The 14,737-nt window shown below is 63.4% G+C and carries 15 protein-coding genes; 2 read left to right on the top strand and 13 right to left on the bottom strand.

From position 1 onward, the window contains the following. Positions 1-6 precede the first annotated feature (6 nt). The gene (locus BTW08_RS11360; RefSeq protein ID WP_075562644.1) at positions 7-393 is read left to right on the top strand and encodes a response regulator; all 387 of its coding nucleotides are present in this window, start codon (positions 7-9) and stop codon (positions 391-393) included. Beyond that, complete coding sequence (locus BTW08_RS11355; RefSeq protein ID WP_075562643.1) at positions 386-2,014, top strand: diguanylate cyclase; 1,629 nt, start codon at positions 386-388, stop codon at positions 2,012-2,014. Before BTW08_RS11360 ends, BTW08_RS11355 begins: the two co-directional genes overlap by 8 nt. Positions 2,015-2,043: 29 nt before the next feature. Here the strand turns inward: BTW08_RS11355 and der are convergent, their stop codons facing one another. The 13 genes from der to BTW08_RS11290 form a co-directional block, all read right to left on the bottom strand. After that, positions 2,044-3,447 carry a ribosome biogenesis GTPase Der gene (der, locus tag BTW08_RS11350; RefSeq protein WP_075562642.1) on the bottom strand — a complete coding sequence of 468 codons (1,404 nt, stop codon included), beginning with the start codon at positions 3,445-3,447 and terminating at the stop codon, positions 2,044-2,046. A 188-nt stretch (positions 3,448-3,635) separates the two neighbouring features. Beyond that, on the bottom strand, positions 3,636-4,802 hold the full coding sequence (gene bamB / locus BTW08_RS11345; RefSeq protein ID WP_075562641.1) for an outer membrane protein assembly factor BamB: 1,167 nt from the start codon (positions 4,800-4,802) through the stop codon (positions 3,636-3,638). Then, positions 4,799-5,458: a tetratricopeptide repeat protein gene (locus BTW08_RS11340; RefSeq protein WP_075562640.1), complete on the bottom strand. Its 660-nt coding sequence runs from the start codon at positions 5,456-5,458 to the stop codon at positions 4,799-4,801. Before BTW08_RS11340 ends, bamB begins: the two co-directional genes overlap by 4 nt. Positions 5,459-5,573: 115 nt before the next feature. Beyond that, the gene (gene hisS / locus BTW08_RS11335; protein ID WP_075562639.1) at positions 5,574-6,854 is read right to left on the bottom strand and encodes a histidine--tRNA ligase; all 1,281 of its coding nucleotides are present in this window, start codon (positions 6,852-6,854) and stop codon (positions 5,574-5,576) included. 120 nt (positions 6,855-6,974) lie between these two features. Then, a complete protein-coding gene (gene ispG, locus BTW08_RS11330; protein ID WP_075562638.1) occupies positions 6,975-8,090 on the bottom strand; it encodes a flavodoxin-dependent (E)-4-hydroxy-3-methylbut-2-enyl-diphosphate synthase in 1,116 nt (371 codons plus the stop codon). Positions 8,091-8,098: 8 nt separating this feature from the next. After that, a complete protein-coding gene (locus BTW08_RS11325; RefSeq protein ID WP_246837714.1) occupies positions 8,099-9,070 on the bottom strand; it encodes a RodZ domain-containing protein in 972 nt (323 codons plus the stop codon). Between the two features lie 131 nt (positions 9,071-9,201). Beyond that, entirely contained in the window at positions 9,202-9,957 is a 756-nt protein-coding gene (gene pilW, locus BTW08_RS11320) for a type IV pilus biogenesis/stability protein PilW (RefSeq protein WP_075562637.1), read from the bottom strand. A gap of 195 nt (positions 9,958-10,152) precedes the next feature. Further along, entirely contained in the window at positions 10,153-11,286 is a 1,134-nt protein-coding gene (rlmN, locus tag BTW08_RS11315; RefSeq protein ID WP_075562636.1) for a 23S rRNA (adenine(2503)-C(2))-methyltransferase RlmN, read from the bottom strand. Positions 11,287-11,368: 82 nt separating this feature from the next. Further along, complete coding sequence (gene ndk / locus BTW08_RS11310; RefSeq protein WP_075562635.1) at positions 11,369-11,797, bottom strand: nucleoside-diphosphate kinase; 429 nt, start codon at positions 11,795-11,797, stop codon at positions 11,369-11,371. 276 nt (positions 11,798-12,073) lie between these two features. Next, positions 12,074-12,400 carry an iron-sulfur cluster assembly accessory protein gene (locus BTW08_RS11305; protein ID WP_075562634.1) on the bottom strand — a complete coding sequence of 109 codons (327 nt, stop codon included), beginning with the start codon at positions 12,398-12,400 and terminating at the stop codon, positions 12,074-12,076. A 41-nt stretch (positions 12,401-12,441) separates the two neighbouring features. Then, the gene (locus BTW08_RS11300; RefSeq protein WP_075562633.1) at positions 12,442-13,617 is read right to left on the bottom strand and encodes an aminotransferase class V-fold PLP-dependent enzyme; all 1,176 of its coding nucleotides are present in this window, start codon (positions 13,615-13,617) and stop codon (positions 12,442-12,444) included. A 94-nt stretch (positions 13,618-13,711) separates the two neighbouring features. Beyond that, complete coding sequence (gene iscR / locus BTW08_RS11295; RefSeq protein ID WP_075562632.1) at positions 13,712-14,194, bottom strand: Fe-S cluster assembly transcriptional regulator IscR; 483 nt, start codon at positions 14,192-14,194, stop codon at positions 13,712-13,714. A gap of 117 nt (positions 14,195-14,311) precedes the next feature. Continuing rightward, a partial coding sequence (locus BTW08_RS11290; RefSeq protein WP_281492007.1) for a TrmH family RNA methyltransferase occupies positions 14,312-14,737 on the bottom strand: 426 nt, incomplete at its 5' end.

The raw sequence follows: 14,737 nt of genomic DNA, 5'->3' as shown, positions 1-14,737 counted from the left end.
GTTGATATGAAACCCCTTCAACGTATTTTGCACGTCGAGGACGATATCTCGATTCAGGAAGTGGCCAAGGTGGCACTCGAGATCGTGGGCGGCTTCGAGGTCACCAGTTGCGACGACGGACAGTCGGCGCTATCGCGAGCCGACGCCTGGCAGCCGGATCTGATTCTGCTGGACGTGATGATGCCCGGCATCGACGGTCCCACGACGCTGGGCAAACTCCGTGAGCAGTCCTCGACGCAGGCGATTCCAGTGGTCTTCATGACGGCCAAGGTCCAGCCCAGCGAGATCGAGCACTATCGTGCCATCGGTGCCCTGGACGTGGTGATCAAGCCCTTCGATCCCATGACGCTGGCCGAACAGCTGCGTCGCATCTGGGAGCAGCATCATGTCTGATATCGATGTTCAGGCGCGTCTGGCCGCGCTGCGCGAGCAGTACAGCCGACGCCTGATCGACGATCTGCAGACGTTGATGGCGCAGTCGCGGGAGATGAGCGCGCGGCAAGGCGCTATCACTTTCGACGCGCTCGACTTGCTGCGCCAGGGGCTGCACCGTATCGCCGGTTCGGCGGGCAGTTTCGGCTATACGGCGTTGAGTCGCGATGCGCGCGAGATGGAAATCTGGCTGCAGACGGCTCTCGAGAACACCAATCCGCCAACGCCACCGATGCTGACGGCGCTGCATGACCGGCTGCAGGATTGCTATCGCGCGCTGGAAAGCCCGCCGCTTTCGGAAGTCGACGAGCCACAGGGTAGCTATTATCTAGCCAGCGGCGACCGGGCGATACGCGTGGCGGTGCTGGCGGACGGCGATACCGAGACTCTCATCCAGTCGTTGAGCGGTTTCGGCTATGAATGTCGGCAGCTGTCGGGGGCTCTCGATCCTCATCGAACCTGGTCCTCGTGGCATCCGGATATCGCCATCGTCGATACCGCCAAGGTGGCGGAGGAGATCTGGAAGCCCGCCATGGAGGCCGTGCCTGAGGCGGCATTGATAATGCTGAGCGCCGAGAGCGGCTTCGAAGCGCGGCTGAATGCCGTCCGTCACGGTGCCCAGGGATTCTTCACCCATCCGGTGGATGTACCTTCGCTGGAGCATCGCCTGCGCCATCTGGTCAACCTGCCGCAGCAGGATCCCTACCGGGTATTGATCGTCGACGACGATATCGAACTGGCCGAGCATTTTCGGCTGACGCTGAAGATGGCCGGCATCGAATCGCGAGTGATCAGCGACCCCCAGGACGTGCTGCGGGGTCTGCGCGATTTCGTGCCCGATCTGGTGCTGATCGATATCAACATGCCGGGTTGCTCCGGCCCGGAGCTGGCGCGGATCATCCGTTTCGACGACGACTGGCTGAAGATTCCGCTGGTTTACCTGTCGGCGGAGTCGGATGCCCATCGTCAGGCCCAGGCGCTGGCCCTGGCGGGGGATGACTTCCTGGTCAAGCCGATTGCCGACGTGGCGCTGGTCGCCGCGGTGACCGCGCGGGCGCAGCGCTCACGTCAACTGAGTCTGGCGCTGGCTCGCGACGGCCTCACCGGCCTGATCAAGCACCCGGCGATCAAGGAGCTGATCGAGCTCGAGATGGCCCGCGGCCAGCGTACCCATACCGCGGCGTGCGTGGTGATGATCGATATCGATCGGTTCAAGTCGATCAACGATACCTACGGTCATGGCACCGGCGACTACGTCATTCGGCTGCTGGCCAATCTGCTACGCCAGCGTCTGCGGCGCGTCGATCACGTCGGGCGTTATGGCGGGGAGGAGTTCGTCGCGGTGCTGCCGTCGTGCTCGCTGGAAAACGCCCGTGAGGCCATCGAGCGCATTCGCGTCAGCTTTTCACAACTGGAATGCGTGGCCGCGACGGAAACGTTTCACGTCACTTTCAGCGCCGGGGTGGCGAGCACCCATGAATGGTCGGATGCCGAAACGCTGCTGGAGGCGGCCGACAGGGCGATGTACGAGGCCAAGCAGGGCGGACGCGATCAGACCCGGATCGCCGTTCCGCCGCGGTGAGAGGTGGAACGTGAGCGACGAGGGTGGTGTCAGCGCCGGTTCTTGCGCGCTTCGCGACTGCGGCCCAGTTCACGTTTCTTGGCCTTCTCACGGTCGCTAGCGCCAGCGTCGGTATCGTAGGGGTTGTCGCCGGAACGGAATTCGAACCGAATCGGCGTGCCCCGCACCTTCAGCACCTTGCGGAAGGTGTTGGTCAGATAGCGCTTGTAGGCTTCCTGCAGCGATGACGTCTGGTTGCCGTGGACGACGATGATCGGCGGATTGCTGCCGCCCTGGTGCGCCATGCGCAGCTTGATGCGGCGGCCATTGATCATCGGTGGCTGATGCTCGCTGACGGCGTCCTGCAGGATGGTGGTCAGACGATTGGTCGACCAGTGGCTGTTGGCGCTGTCGAAGGCCTTGTCGACCGACTTGTAGAGATCGCCGACGCCGGTGCCATGCAGCGCCGAGATGAAATGCAGCTCGGCGTAGTCGGCGAATCCCAGACGGCGTTTGATATCGGAGCGCATCTTGTCCCGCGCCTCGCTCTCCAGGCCATCCCACTTGTTGACCGCCAGCACCAGCGCGCGGCCGCTGCTGAGGACATAGTCGAGCAGGTGCATGTCCTGTTCCACCAGGCCGGTGCGCGCGTCCAGCACCATGATCGCGACGTGGCACTCCTTGATCGCCTCCAGCGTCTTGACGATCGAGAACTTCTCGGCGATCAGGCTGACGTTCTTGCGTCGCCGGACACCGGCGGTGTCCACCAGCACGTAGGGCTTGCCGCGGCGCTCGAACGGAATTTCGATCGAGTCGCGAGTGGTCCCCGCTTCGTCGAACACCACCACGCGATCTTCGCCCAGCATGCGGTTGACCAGCGTAGACTTGCCGACGTTGGGCCGGCCGATGACGCCGATATGGATGCCGGGATGGTAGCCGGCCGGGCCCGCGTTGGGGTCGCGCTCGGGGAAGGGCGCCAGCACCTCGTCGATCAGGGTGGTGACGTTACGCCCGTGAGAGGCCGCAATCGGGTGGGGATCGCCCAGGCCCAGCGCCCAGAACTCGGCCATCGCGGCGTGTTCTTCCAGACCGTCGGTCTTGTTCACCACCAGCCAGGTCTTCTTCTGATTGACGCGCAGATGGTTGGCGATCGCCTGGTCGGCGGGCATCAGGCCGGCACGCCCGTCGACCATGAACAGCACGATATCGGCGTCGTCGATGGCGGTGAGCGATTGCTCCGCCATCGCCGCGTCGATGCCGTGTTCGTCGCCACTGATGCCGCCGGTATCGATCACGGTGTAAGTCTTGTCGCCGAGTTGCCCGCTACCGTACTTGCGGTCGCGGGTCAGGCCGGGGTAATCGGCCACCAGCGCATCGCGCGTTCGTGTCAGGCGGTTGAAAAGCGTCGACTTGCCGACGTTGGGTCGGCCAACCAGGGCGATAACAGGGTTCATGGCGATTCGCAAAAGGGCGGTGACAAGATGGACGATCAGCGGGAGGCGTCGGAGAACCAGGTGCGATCGATGCTAACAACCGGGCATTCTAGCATGTGACGAGCGTGAAATCCGAATCCGCGGATCCGGTTCGCTACAACGCAATCGGCCCCGCATCTGCGGGGCCGATAGAGGGCTTTCGGGTACGATCAGTTGCGATCGGAAAGCGTCTCGAGGTCGTAGGCTGCCAGCGTGCCGTCGTTGCTCAGCGCGTAGATGCGCCGATCACCGGTCAGCAATGGCAGTGTCAGGCCGTCGCCGCCAAGTTCTTCGCGGCCGCTCATCTCTCCGGTCGAGGCATCGATGAGGTGGATATAGCCTTCGTAATCGCCCACGGCGATGTTGCCGTCGACGAACGCGGGCGCGGTCAGCGAGCGACCCTCGAGCGTGTCGGAATCCCACATCACGCGGCCGGTATCGGCCTCGATGGCGATGACATGGCTGGCGGCATTGACCGTGAACAGGTAATTGCCCACCACCAACGGCGTCAGGTAGCTGGACTCTTCATGCTCCCACAGTACCTTGCCCGAAGTGGCTTCCAGCGCCAGCAGGCGACCGTTGTAGCTGGTCACGAACAGGCGGCCGTCCTGGGTCAGCACCGGCTGGCCGTCGAGATCGACGAGCTGATCGACTTCGGTACGTCCCTTGGGCACGGCGACGCGCATGTCCCATAGCGGCTGGCCGCTGCGATTGTCCAGCGTCACCAGACGACCGTTGGCAAACCCGGCGAACGACACCGGTTCGATGACGCGGGGCGCGCCGGTGCCGCGCAGCGTCAACGCCGGCTGCGAGCTCGAATAGACCCACTTCTCGCTGCCGTCGAGACGGTCGAGGGCCGTCACCGCACCGTCGACACTCTGCACCACGACGAGCTCGCTGTTGACCTGCGGTGCGGCCAGCACTTCGCTGGAAACACGCGACTTCCAGTCGACGCTGCCGTCATCGCGACTCACGGCCAGGACTTCACCATTGCGCGTACCAATATAGAGATGGGTGCTGTCGGCGCCGATCCCGCTGGAGATTGGCGTGCCAAGCTCGACGTCCCACTCGGTCTCGCCGTCGTCGGTACCGATGGCACGAAGATCCCCGGTCTCGTCGACCGCATAGATCGTGCCGTTGTCGACGATCGGTGTGAGCGGATAGCGGGCCCGGCCCAGCCCCTCGCCGATGCCCTGGTCCCAGCGCTCGTCGAGGCTGACCTTGGGTGTGAAGTCCTGAAGCGGCTTGGGCGGATACTGCGGCTCGACGCTACCGGCACAGCCGGCCAGCAGCGTGGCGGTCAACCCCAGAGGCAGAAGTAGGTGGGTCAATTTCATTGGGTAGCGTCCTCCGCACCGAGATCGTCTAGCTTGAGCTGCAGGCCATAGATGGTCTGGTCGGCATCCTGCGCCAGACTTTGTGCCTGCTGATAGGCCTTGCGCGCGTCATCGGGACGCTCGAGCGCCAGATAGGCGTCACCGAGCACGTTCTGGCGCTGCGCTTCGAGCGGGCCGGGCACGGCATCTTCGAGGGTCTCGAGCGCCTGACTCGGGTCGTCGCCGGCGATCTGCAGGCGCGCCAGGTCGATTCGAGCCAGGCCCTGCATATAGGGGCGGTCGCTGTCGTCGACGACATCGTTGAGCGCCTCGCGGGCGCGATCGGTGTCGTCGGCATTGACGGCGATCTTGGCTTCCAGCAGGCCGGCCAGATCGGCATACAGCGTATCGCCATGATCGCTCTGCAAGCCGTCGGCAAGATCGAAAGCCTGCTTGCGGGCATTGTCGTCGAGCGTATCGCTGCTGGCGATGGCGATCAGCTGCTGATAGCTGTTGGAGGCTTCGGCAGACTGGCCTTCCTGATGGCGCTGCCACGCCTGCCAGCCAAAGACGCCGGCGGCGGCGATGACAATGCCGACCAGCAGGGCGCTACCGTTGGATTTCCACCATTCCTTGATCGCGTCCAGCTGCTCTTCTTCGGTCCTAAGCTCCGCCACGGGCGGTCTCCTTAATTCGTTCCAAAACGGCTATGGCCAGCAACACGGCACCCGCGCCTTCACGGCATTCGTTCGCCGCCGAGTCTGGGTTTTGAACCAGTCGCTCTCGTCCCACTCAGGCGAACTGTCGGCCGAGCCAGGCGATGGCCTCGTCCTGAGCGAGTGTCTGTTGTTCGCTGTCGTCGCGCAGCGGCTTCAATGTCAGTCGCGCGTTGGCGATTTCGTCTTCACCCAGAATCAGCGCGAACCGGGCACCGCTGCGATCGGCGCGCCGGATCTGGCTCTTGAAGCTACCGCCGCCGCAGTGTACCTGAAGACGCAGCTCGGGCAGAGCATCGCGCAGACGCTCGCCCAGCAGCAGGGCTTCACGCTCGGCGGATTCGCCCATCGCCAGTAGGTAGGCATCGGCACCGCCCTTGGCCTCTTCGGGGACCAGCTCGAGCGTTTCGAGCAGCAGCATGAGGCGTTCGAGGCCAATGGCGAAGCCCACGCCGGGCGTGGGTTTGCCGCCGAGCTGTTCGACCAGACCGTCGTAGCGACCGCCACCGCAGACCGTACCCTGACTGCCGAGGGCCGTGGTGGTCCACTCGAACACCGTGCGCGAGTAGTAGTCGAGACCGCGCACCAGTCGCGGATTGATGCGGTATTCGATACCGGCGGCGTCGAGCGTCGACTTGAGCCGTTCGAAATGCTCGCGGGATTCGTCGTCGAGATGATCCAGCAGCTGCGGCGCGCCGGCGAGCATCTCGCCCATGGCCGGATTTTTGGAGTCGAGGATTCGCAGCGGGTTGGTGATCAAGCGACGCTGTGAATCCTCGTCGAGCACCTCGCGGTGAGACTCGAAGTAGGCCACCAGGGATTCACGATAGGCAGCGCGCGCCTCCGGCGAACCCAGCGAATTGAGCTCGAGCGTCACGTGGTCGGCCATGCCGAGCTGACGCCACAGGCGGGCGGAGAGCAGAATGATCTCGGCATCGATATCGGGGCCGCTCATGCCGTAAGCTTCGATGCCGATCTGATGAAACTGGCGATAGCGGCCTTTCTGAGGGCGCTCGTAACGGAACATCGGGCCCATGTACCACAGCCGCTGGGTCTGGTTGTGGAGCAGACCATGTTCCATCGCGGCGCGCACGACGGCGGCCGTATTTTCCGGACGCAGTGTCAGGCTTTCGCCATTGCGATCGTCGAAGGTATACATCTCCTTCTCGACCACATCGGTCGCCTCGCCGATGGAGCGGGCAAACAGCACCGTCGGTTCGACGATCGGCGTGCGGATCTCGCGATAATCGTAGCGATCCACCAGTGAGCGCAGCTGCCGTTCGAGGTATTGCCACGCGGGTGACTGGTCCGGCAGCAGATCGTTCATGCCACGAATGGCTTGTAGTTTGTTGCTCAACTGACACTCCTGCTTATAGCAAAACGCCACAGGCGGCCTGCCTGGGCGTTCGTCGGTGATTCCCGGATCGAGAATGGCGAAGCATCAAGCCTCGCGGACACGCGCTGGCACCTCGCGTGTTCACGCCCCGCGGGCAATGACGGCGTCTTCCTGGCTCTCTTTCTCTTTGGCCTTCTGGCGGATCAGCGCTTCGAGATCGTCGACCAGATGGTCGTTGCGCAGCTTGCTGGCCGGCTTGCCGTCGATGTAGACCAAGTTGGCCGGGCTGCCGCCGGTGAGGCCGATGTCGGTCTCCTTGGCTTCGCCGGGGCCGTTGACCACGCAACCGATCACCGAGACGTTCAGCGGTGTCATCACGTCCTCGAGACGCGTCTCGAGGGCATTCATGGTGGCGATGACGTCGAAGTTCTGACGCGAGCAGCTCGGGCAGGCAATGAAGTTGATGCCCTTGGCGCGCAGCTTGAGGCTCTTCAGCATGTCGAAGCCGACCTTGATCTCCTCGACAGGATCCGCGGCGAGCGAGACGCGGATCGTGTCACCGATGCCGTCCATCAGCAGCATGCCGAGGCCGATCGATGACTTCACCGTGCCCGAGCGCAGGCCACCGGCTTCGGTGATGCCGAGGTGCAGCGGCTGTTCGATCTGCTTGGCCAGCAGCCGGTAGGCGGCCACGGCCATGAAGACGTCGCTGGCCTTGACGCTGACCTTGAAGTCGTGGAAATCGAGCCGGTCGAGGTGGTCGATATGGCGCATCGCCGATTCAACCAGCGCTTCCGGGGTCGGCTCGCCATATTTTTTCTGCAGATCCTTCTCCAGCGAGCCGGCGTTGACGCCGATGCGGATCGGGATGCCGTGATGGCGGGCCGCATCGACGACCGCGCGGACGCGATCCTCGCGGCCGATATTACCGGGGTTGATGCGCAGGCAGTCGACACCGAGTTCGGCTACGCGCAGGGCGATCTTGTAGTCGAAATGGATGTCGGCAACCAGCGGCACGCTGACTTGCTGCTTGATCTTGCCGAAGGCTTCGGCGGCATCCATGTCGGGCACCGAGACCCGCACGATATCGGCGCCGGCCTGCTGCAGGCGCTGGATCTGGCCTACGGTGGCGGCGACGTCGTTGGTATCGGTGTTGGTCATGCTCTGTACGGCGATGGGGGCACCGCCGCCGACAGGCACGTTACCGACATGGATCTGTCGAGAAAGACGACGGGTGATCGGAGATGGCATCTGCATGGCGCTTCTCAGTCTCCCAGGGTGAAGCGAGCGACATTGTTGCCGCCCGTGTATTGGCTCAGATCGACCGACTTGCCGCGATATTCGAGCGTCACGCCACTGGCGTTGCCGATGGTCAGACGAAAGGGCGGTTCGCCTTCCGCGGTTGCCTGACTGTCGGCGGACTGGAGCCCGCTGAAAATTCGGTCGTCGTTGGCATCATAGATCTCGGTCCATGACTCCTGGCTGAAAGTCAGGGAGAGCTCGTTGTCGCTGGCGCCAGCGGCCGCCGTATCATCATTCGCCGCCGAGGTTTCGTCGCCTACCGCTGCGGAACTGGCCTGTGCAGCCTGGCGTGCGTCGTCGCTCGGTGTTGTCGTTTCCGCCGAGGCGGAGACGCCCGTGGCGTTGTCGTTGCCGCGCGCGGCCGTTGCGTCATCGGCGCCGGTCGTCGGCGTATTCTGCTGCGTCGGCAGTGGCGGCAACTGGGTATCGGTGTTGGGTGTCATCGCCGAGCTATCGGTGCCGGTGCCATTCGAGCTGCCGGCGTCGGTAGCGGTTGCGGCGTCACTGTTGCCTTCGTCGTTCAGGCGATCAACGGCGATGGGGCTGTCGTCGCTGCCCCCCCCGAAGATGTCGTTGCCTTCCCGGCTTTGCCACCACAGCAACGTCAACGATATCAGACCAATGATGACCAATAGGGTAAACAGGCGAAAGATCCACGGGCCGACTCGAGAAGGCGCTCGGGTGGTGTGAACCACGCCGAGTTTACGCTCCATGTCGCCGCGCCCATGGGTGGCGTCGTAAGCATTGACGACCCGGGTCTCATCGATTCCCAGCAGGCGCGCGTAAGATCGCACGTAGCCCCGGCGGTACGCGGCGATCGGTACCTGGTCGAAGCGGTCTTCCTCGAGCCCGGAGACGACGATCGGGCGCAGATTGAGCTGCAGCGCGGCATCCTCGAGGCTCAGCCCCTGGCGTTCGCGCTCGCTTCGAAGCATGTGGCCCGCCGTTTCCTGGGACGGGGCTGGTGCGTCTTGCTGCTTGACTGATGGTTCGTTCATTTCGCTCATGGGCGAAAATCCTTTTGATCTTTTCCGAGCACGGGCTCGAGTAAGGGGTGCTGATCGCCTCAGGAGCCGCCGAGCTGCTGACGGTAAAAGGCCGCACGAGTCGAATCTCCTTGCGCACTGGCGATATCGCTCGCCAGTCGCAGGCTATCGTCGTCGGTGCCGGCCACGGTGAAATAACGCTGCAGGCGTTCCCAGGCGCGTTCGTCGTTACCCTGCGTGTGATCGATGCGAGCCAGCGCCAACAGACTGCGCGCGTTGCGCGTATCGATATCGAGGGCGCGCTCGTAGTACTGCTGAGCGGCAGTCGCATCGCCGTTGGCGGTTTCGCATTGGCCCAGATTCGCGAACAGCTGGGCTCTTTGGGTGTAGTTGATATCCTGACTGGCAACGGCCAGTTGCTCGCACGCCTGGGCGTACTGTTCACGCTGGTACAGAAGGGCCGCGTAATTGTTGCGAATGCGCGTTGCCTCGGGGTCGGCTTTCAGGGCTTTCTGGAAAAAGTCGTCGGCCAGGTCCAGCTCTTGCTGACGTTGATAGAGCAGGGCCAGACCTTCCAGGGCGCCACTGTCGCCGGCGTCGAGATCGACGGCATGATTCAGGGCCTGCTGCGCGCGGGGCAGATTGCCCTCGGCGAGATACGCCTTGCCCAGGCGGGTGTAGGCTGCCGCCGCGTCCTCAGGGCTATCCTGTTTCGGCCCGTTGGATGAAACCGCCGTGGCGCAGCCACTCGATAGACACAGCGCCCCCGTCAGACATACGACTCCCGTCGCGATACTCAGCGATCGTATCGAACACCAACGAGATGAGCGGGTCATGCGCGGCTCTCCCACGTTTCGAGACAGCGACGAGCCAAAGGTCGAATCCCGAGCAACTGAAAACAAAGCGGTTTTGGGGCTCCCATCAAAGCGCCGCACCGAGTCGAAGTCAAGGCGAGGCCTGCTCGAGGTGATGGCGACATCGATGGCGGCGGCAGACATTGGCGGCCGCGTAGCGACTTCATGCCCAAGCGTTCAGTCGGCATCCAGCTGGATCGACTGGATGTAGCGCTCGTGACGCTTGGTGCGATCCTTGACCTTACCTACCAGCTGGCCGCAGGCGGCATCGATATCGTCACCGCGGGTGGTGCGTACCATGGCCGTGTGGCCCAGCTCGTAAAGCCAGCTTTGAAAGCGCATCACCTGATTGCGCGAAGGCTTTTCGTAACCCGAGTGCGGGAACGGGTTGAACGGGATCAGGTTGATCTTGCACGGCAACTCCGCGAGCAGCGCCACCAGTTCCTCGGCGTGTACCTGCTGGTCGTTGACGTCCTTGATCAGGGTGTACTCGATGGTGACATGACGCGTCGTCTCGCACTTGGCGAGGTAGCGATGGCACGCATCCAACAGCGTGCGGATGTTGTACTTGCGGTTGAGCGGCACCAGCTCGTTGCGTAGCTCGTCATTGGCGGCGTGTAGCGAAATCGCCAGGCTCACATCGATGTCGTCGCCCAGCTTGTCGATCATCGGCACTACGCCGGAAGTCGATAGCGTCACGCGGCGCTTGGACATGCCGTAGGCGTTGTCGTCGAGCATCAGCTTCATCGACGGCACCACATTGTCATAGTTGAGCAGAGGTTCGCCCATGCCCATCATCACCACGTTGGTGATCGCCTTGCGTCCGTCGGGGGCGCTCATGCGGCCGCCGGCACGCTGCTGGGCCACCCACACCTGGCCGATGATCTCGGCGCTGGTCAGGTTGCGCTGAAAACCCTGCTTGCCGGTAGAGCAGAAGCTGCAGTCCAGCGAGCAGCCGACCTGGGACGACACGCAAAGCGTCCGCCGCGCGCCGTTGTCGGCCGGAATCAGCACGGTTTCGACGTAGCTCCCGTCCTCGACTTCCAGCACCCATTTGCGGGTGCCGTCGCTGGAGGTGCCTTCGTAAACCACGTTCGGGCCACGGATCTCGGCATGTTCTGCCAGGCGGCCACGCAGTGACTTGGAAAGGTTGGTCATCGACTCGAAGTCGTCGCAACCTTCCTGGTGAATCCACTTCATGACCTGGGCAGCGCGAAATTTCTTCTCGCCCAGAGAGACGAAGAACGTCTCCATCTGCTCGCGGGAGAGCCCCAATAGATTGGTGCGCGGAGTAGCGGTGGCAGCGGTCATGGCAACGGAATCGGCTCGAGAGTGGCGGGGTGTGCTGGGACGGAGAAGGCCGACCGGCCCTGAAGGCCGGTCGGTCGACGAATCAGCTGCGCGAGCAGAGTTCGTCATCCTTGAAGAAATAGCTGATTTCGCGAGCAGCGGATTCCGGTGCGTCGGAACCGTGCGCGGCGTTGGCGTCGATGGAGGACGCGAAGTCGGCGCGGATGGTGCCCGGCGCGGCTTCCTTGGGATTGGTGGCACCCATCAGCTCGCGGTTCTTAGCGATCGCGCCTTCACCTTCGAGCACCTGGACCATCACCGGACCGGAGGTCATGAAGCCGACCAGATCGGCGAAGAAACCGCGCTCGGCGTGCTCGGCATAGAAACCTTCCGCCTGCTCCTTGGAAAGGTGCAGCATCTTGGCGCCGACGATCTGCAGACCGGCTTTTTCGAAGCGGCTGTAGATGTCGCCGATCACGTTCTTGGCAACGGCATCGGGCTTGATGATGGAAAGCGTGCGCTCGGTGGCCATGAATTTAGGTCTCCTGGTAGTAGTGCATTGATAATGAATCGATCGCGATTGTCGCGAGCGGAAAAAAATAGGTAGATGAGGCGAGGCGAAGGTTCATGCCGAACCATTCATTCCCGGCCACAACGCCCCGTCCGAAAAATCGCGCCATTGTAGCGCAAGCCCTTGGCCGACGCATCCCGGCCTCGTTGGTCGGGATGCGTCGATCAGCAAGCGTCGGTCAGCGAGCGGCGATCAAAGAGCACCGGGCAGACCGGGCCGGGACGATCGGGGCGGAGCTCAAACGTTGAAGCTTTCGCCGCAGCCGCACTCGTCGGTGACGTTGGGATTGTTGAAGCGGAAGAAGCGATTGAGCCCTTCGCTGACGTAGTCGACCTCGGTGCCGTCGAGAACGTTCAGCGCTTCCCGGTCGACCAGTACCTTGACCCCGCGCTCTTCGAACTCGACATCTTCGGCGCGCAGGTCGTCGGCGATATCGAGCACGTAGCTGTAACCGGAGCAGCCGCTCGGCTTGATCGCCACGCGAAGGCCCAGGCCACTGCCGCGCTCTTCGAGCACGTGGCGAATCTGGGTGGCGGCGGATTCACTGATGGTAATGTTCTGCATGGTATTTCTCCTGCCGAAGACGAACGGCAACTGCCGTTCCTCTAACGATGATTCATGGCGGCTTTGGCGGGTTGACGCAACCCACTCAGGGCGCGGCGTATGTCGGCGACGGCCGCGTCGATCTCTTCAAGGGTGGTGAAGCGACCAAAACTGAAGCGAATCGAGGCCAGTGCCTGCCGATGCGGAACGCCGATGCCTTCGAGAACATAGGACGGTGCCACGCTGGCCGAATTGCAGGCCGATCCCGTGGAGACGGCCAGCCCCCGCAGCGCCATCAGTAGCGATTCGCCGTCGACGCCGTCGAAAGCCAGGTTGACGATGTTGGGTACGGCCTGGTCCAGCGGCGAGTGGTTATGAATGCCGCCGCAGTCCGCCAGGCCGTCGAGAAAACGTTGGCGCAACGCGCGGACGTGTGCGCCGTCGGCTTCGCGCTCGTCGCGGGCCAGCATGAAGGCTTCGCCCATGCCCACGATCTGATGCGTCGGCAGCGTGCCGGAGCGCATGCCGCGCTCGTGGCCGCCGCCGTGGATCAGCGCCTCGATGCGCAGGTCCGGATCGCGACGCACGTAAAGCGCGCCGATACCCTTGGGGCCGTAGGCCTTGTGCGCCGAGAGCGACATCATGTCGATGCCCATGGCTTGCACATCGAGCGCGAGCCGTCCGCAGGCCTGCGCGGCATCGACATGAAAGCGGGCGCCGAACTCGTGCGCGACGGCGGCGAGGGCGGTGAGATCGTTGACGCTGCCGAGCTCGTTATTCACCGCCATCAGCGAGACCAGGGCGGTGTCCTGGCGCATTGCCTCGCGCAGCTGGCCCGGTTCGATACGCCCGTCGTGGCCCGGTGTCAGCCAAGTGACCTCGAATCCTTCTCTCTCCAGCGCGATCGCGGTATCCACGACCGCCTTGTGCTCGATGATCGACGTCACCAGGTGACGGCCCCGAGCGCGGTTGGCGCGCATGAAACCGGTCAACGCCAGGTTGTCCGCCTCGGTCGCGCCGGAAGTCCAGACGATCTCGCGCGGGTCGGCACCGATCAGATCGGCGACCTGACGGCGAGCGTTCTCCACCGCCTGCTCGGCCAACCATCCCGGCATGTGGCTGCGCGAGGCCGGATTGGCATAGACCCCGTCCATCGTCAGGTGGCGCATCATCTGTTCGGCCACGCGCGGGTCGGTCGGGGTGGTCGCGGCGTAGTCGAGATAAATCGGAGCACTCATGGCACGCAAGATCTCTGGCAGTCGATCGAAAGGAAATCGGACCCGATACGCTAGAACAAAAGGCGCTAAAGCATAGTGGCTCGCAGGCGTTTGCCTAGTGCGATGACACCGTGATCGTGGCAGCGTCGTCGGCGAGCGAGCGCACGTCGGGTTCGCGTCGCGTGGTCGAGCGGGCCTGTTCGCGATGCACCAGCTCCAGCAGGCTGATATCGCTCAGGAAGCGCTGGATCTCGTCGGAGAGATCGCACCACAGATGATGCGTGATGCACTTGCTGCCCTGATGACAGTCCGCCTGTCCGTGGCAGCGCGTCGCATCGATCGACTCGTTGACTGCGTCGATCACGCCGGCCACGGAAATCTCGGCGGGCGCCTTGCCCAGCAGATAGCCGCCGCCCGGTCCGCGCACGCTGCTGACGAGCTTGGCCCGGCGCAGCCGCGCGAACAGCTGCTCGAGATAGGACAGCGAAATATCCTGCCGCCTGGAGATATCCGCCAGGCATACCGGACCCTGATCGGCGTTGAGCGCCAGATCGAGCATGGCGGTGACGGCGTAGCGCCCTTTGGTGGTCAAACGCATTGGCGAGTATCGGCTGTCGCTGCATCGGTGTCGACATTATGGAAAAACCCAGTAATTCGGTCAACCATTCCGCCGCCGCCGCGCTGCCTTCGGGAATCGCCATCCAGCCATGTCGAATCAGGACTTGTCGCGCAGCCGCTTGTCGATCGTTCCCAGAATGCCACGCAGAATGTTCATTTCCATGCTGTCGAGATGGGCGCGCATGAATAGCCGGCGCAGACGTGCCATCAATTGGCGGGGATTGTCGGGGTCGTGGAATTCGATCGCCGTCAGCGTTTGCTCGAGATGGACGAAAAAGCGTTCGAGATCGGCGTGGGTCGCCGGCGGGTTGTCCCAGGTCACGCCGAAAGGCTGGTCAACTTCGCGCTCCGGCGCGGACGCGGCGCTCGATGAAGCGTCTGCCAGGGCCAGAAACGCCTGGCGGCACTCGTAGGCGAGCACCTGCACGGCAGCGGCCAGGTTCAGCGAGCTGAAGTCAGGGTTGGTCGGGATGTGCACGTGCTGATGGCAGCGCTGCAGCTCGGCGTTGGTCAGGCCGGTGTC

The sequence above is a fragment of the Salinicola sp. MH3R3-1 genome, from assembly GCF_001937155.1.
Lineage (GTDB): Bacteria > Pseudomonadota > Gammaproteobacteria > Pseudomonadales > Halomonadaceae > Salinicola > Salinicola halophyticus.
The sequence above is the reverse complement of the archived record's forward strand: the minus strand, read 5'-3'. Positions and strand labels throughout refer to the sequence as shown.

Excerpts from the sequence above, each read along its gene's own strand:
- bamB (WP_075562641.1), bottom strand. The coding sequence starts at position 4,802 with ATGAAATTGACCCACCTACTTCTGCCTCTGGGGTTGACCGCCACGCTG.
- BTW08_RS11360 (WP_075562644.1), top strand. The coding sequence starts at position 7 with ATGAAACCCCTTCAACGTATTTTGCACGTCGAGGACGATATCTCGATT.
- ispG (WP_075562638.1), bottom strand. The coding sequence starts at position 8,090 with ATGCAGATGCCATCTCCGATCACCCGTCGTCTTTCTCGACAGATCCAT.
- ndk (WP_075562635.1), bottom strand. The coding sequence starts at position 11,797 with ATGGCCACCGAGCGCACGCTTTCCATCATCAAGCCCGATGCCGTTGCC.
- der (WP_075562642.1), bottom strand. The coding sequence starts at position 3,447 with ATGAACCCTGTTATCGCCCTGGTTGGCCGACCCAACGTCGGCAAGTCG.
- rlmN (WP_075562636.1), bottom strand. The coding sequence starts at position 11,286 with ATGACCGCTGCCACCGCTACTCCGCGCACCAATCTATTGGGGCTCTCC.
- BTW08_RS11305 (WP_075562634.1), bottom strand. The coding sequence starts at position 12,400 with ATGCAGAACATTACCATCAGTGAATCCGCCGCCACCCAGATTCGCCAC.
- BTW08_RS11300 (WP_075562633.1), bottom strand. The coding sequence starts at position 13,617 with ATGAGTGCTCCGATTTATCTCGACTACGCCGCGACCACCCCGACCGAC.
- iscR (WP_075562632.1), bottom strand. The coding sequence starts at position 14,194 with ATGCGTTTGACCACCAAAGGGCGCTACGCCGTCACCGCCATGCTCGAT.
- BTW08_RS11355 (WP_075562643.1), top strand. The coding sequence starts at position 386 with ATGTCTGATATCGATGTTCAGGCGCGTCTGGCCGCGCTGCGCGAGCAG.
- pilW (WP_075562637.1), bottom strand. The coding sequence starts at position 9,957 with ATGACCCGCTCATCTCGTTGGTGTTCGATACGATCGCTGAGTATCGCG.
- BTW08_RS11325 (WP_246837714.1), bottom strand. The coding sequence starts at position 9,070 with ATGCTTCGAAGCGAGCGCGAACGCCAGGGGCTGAGCCTCGAGGATGCC.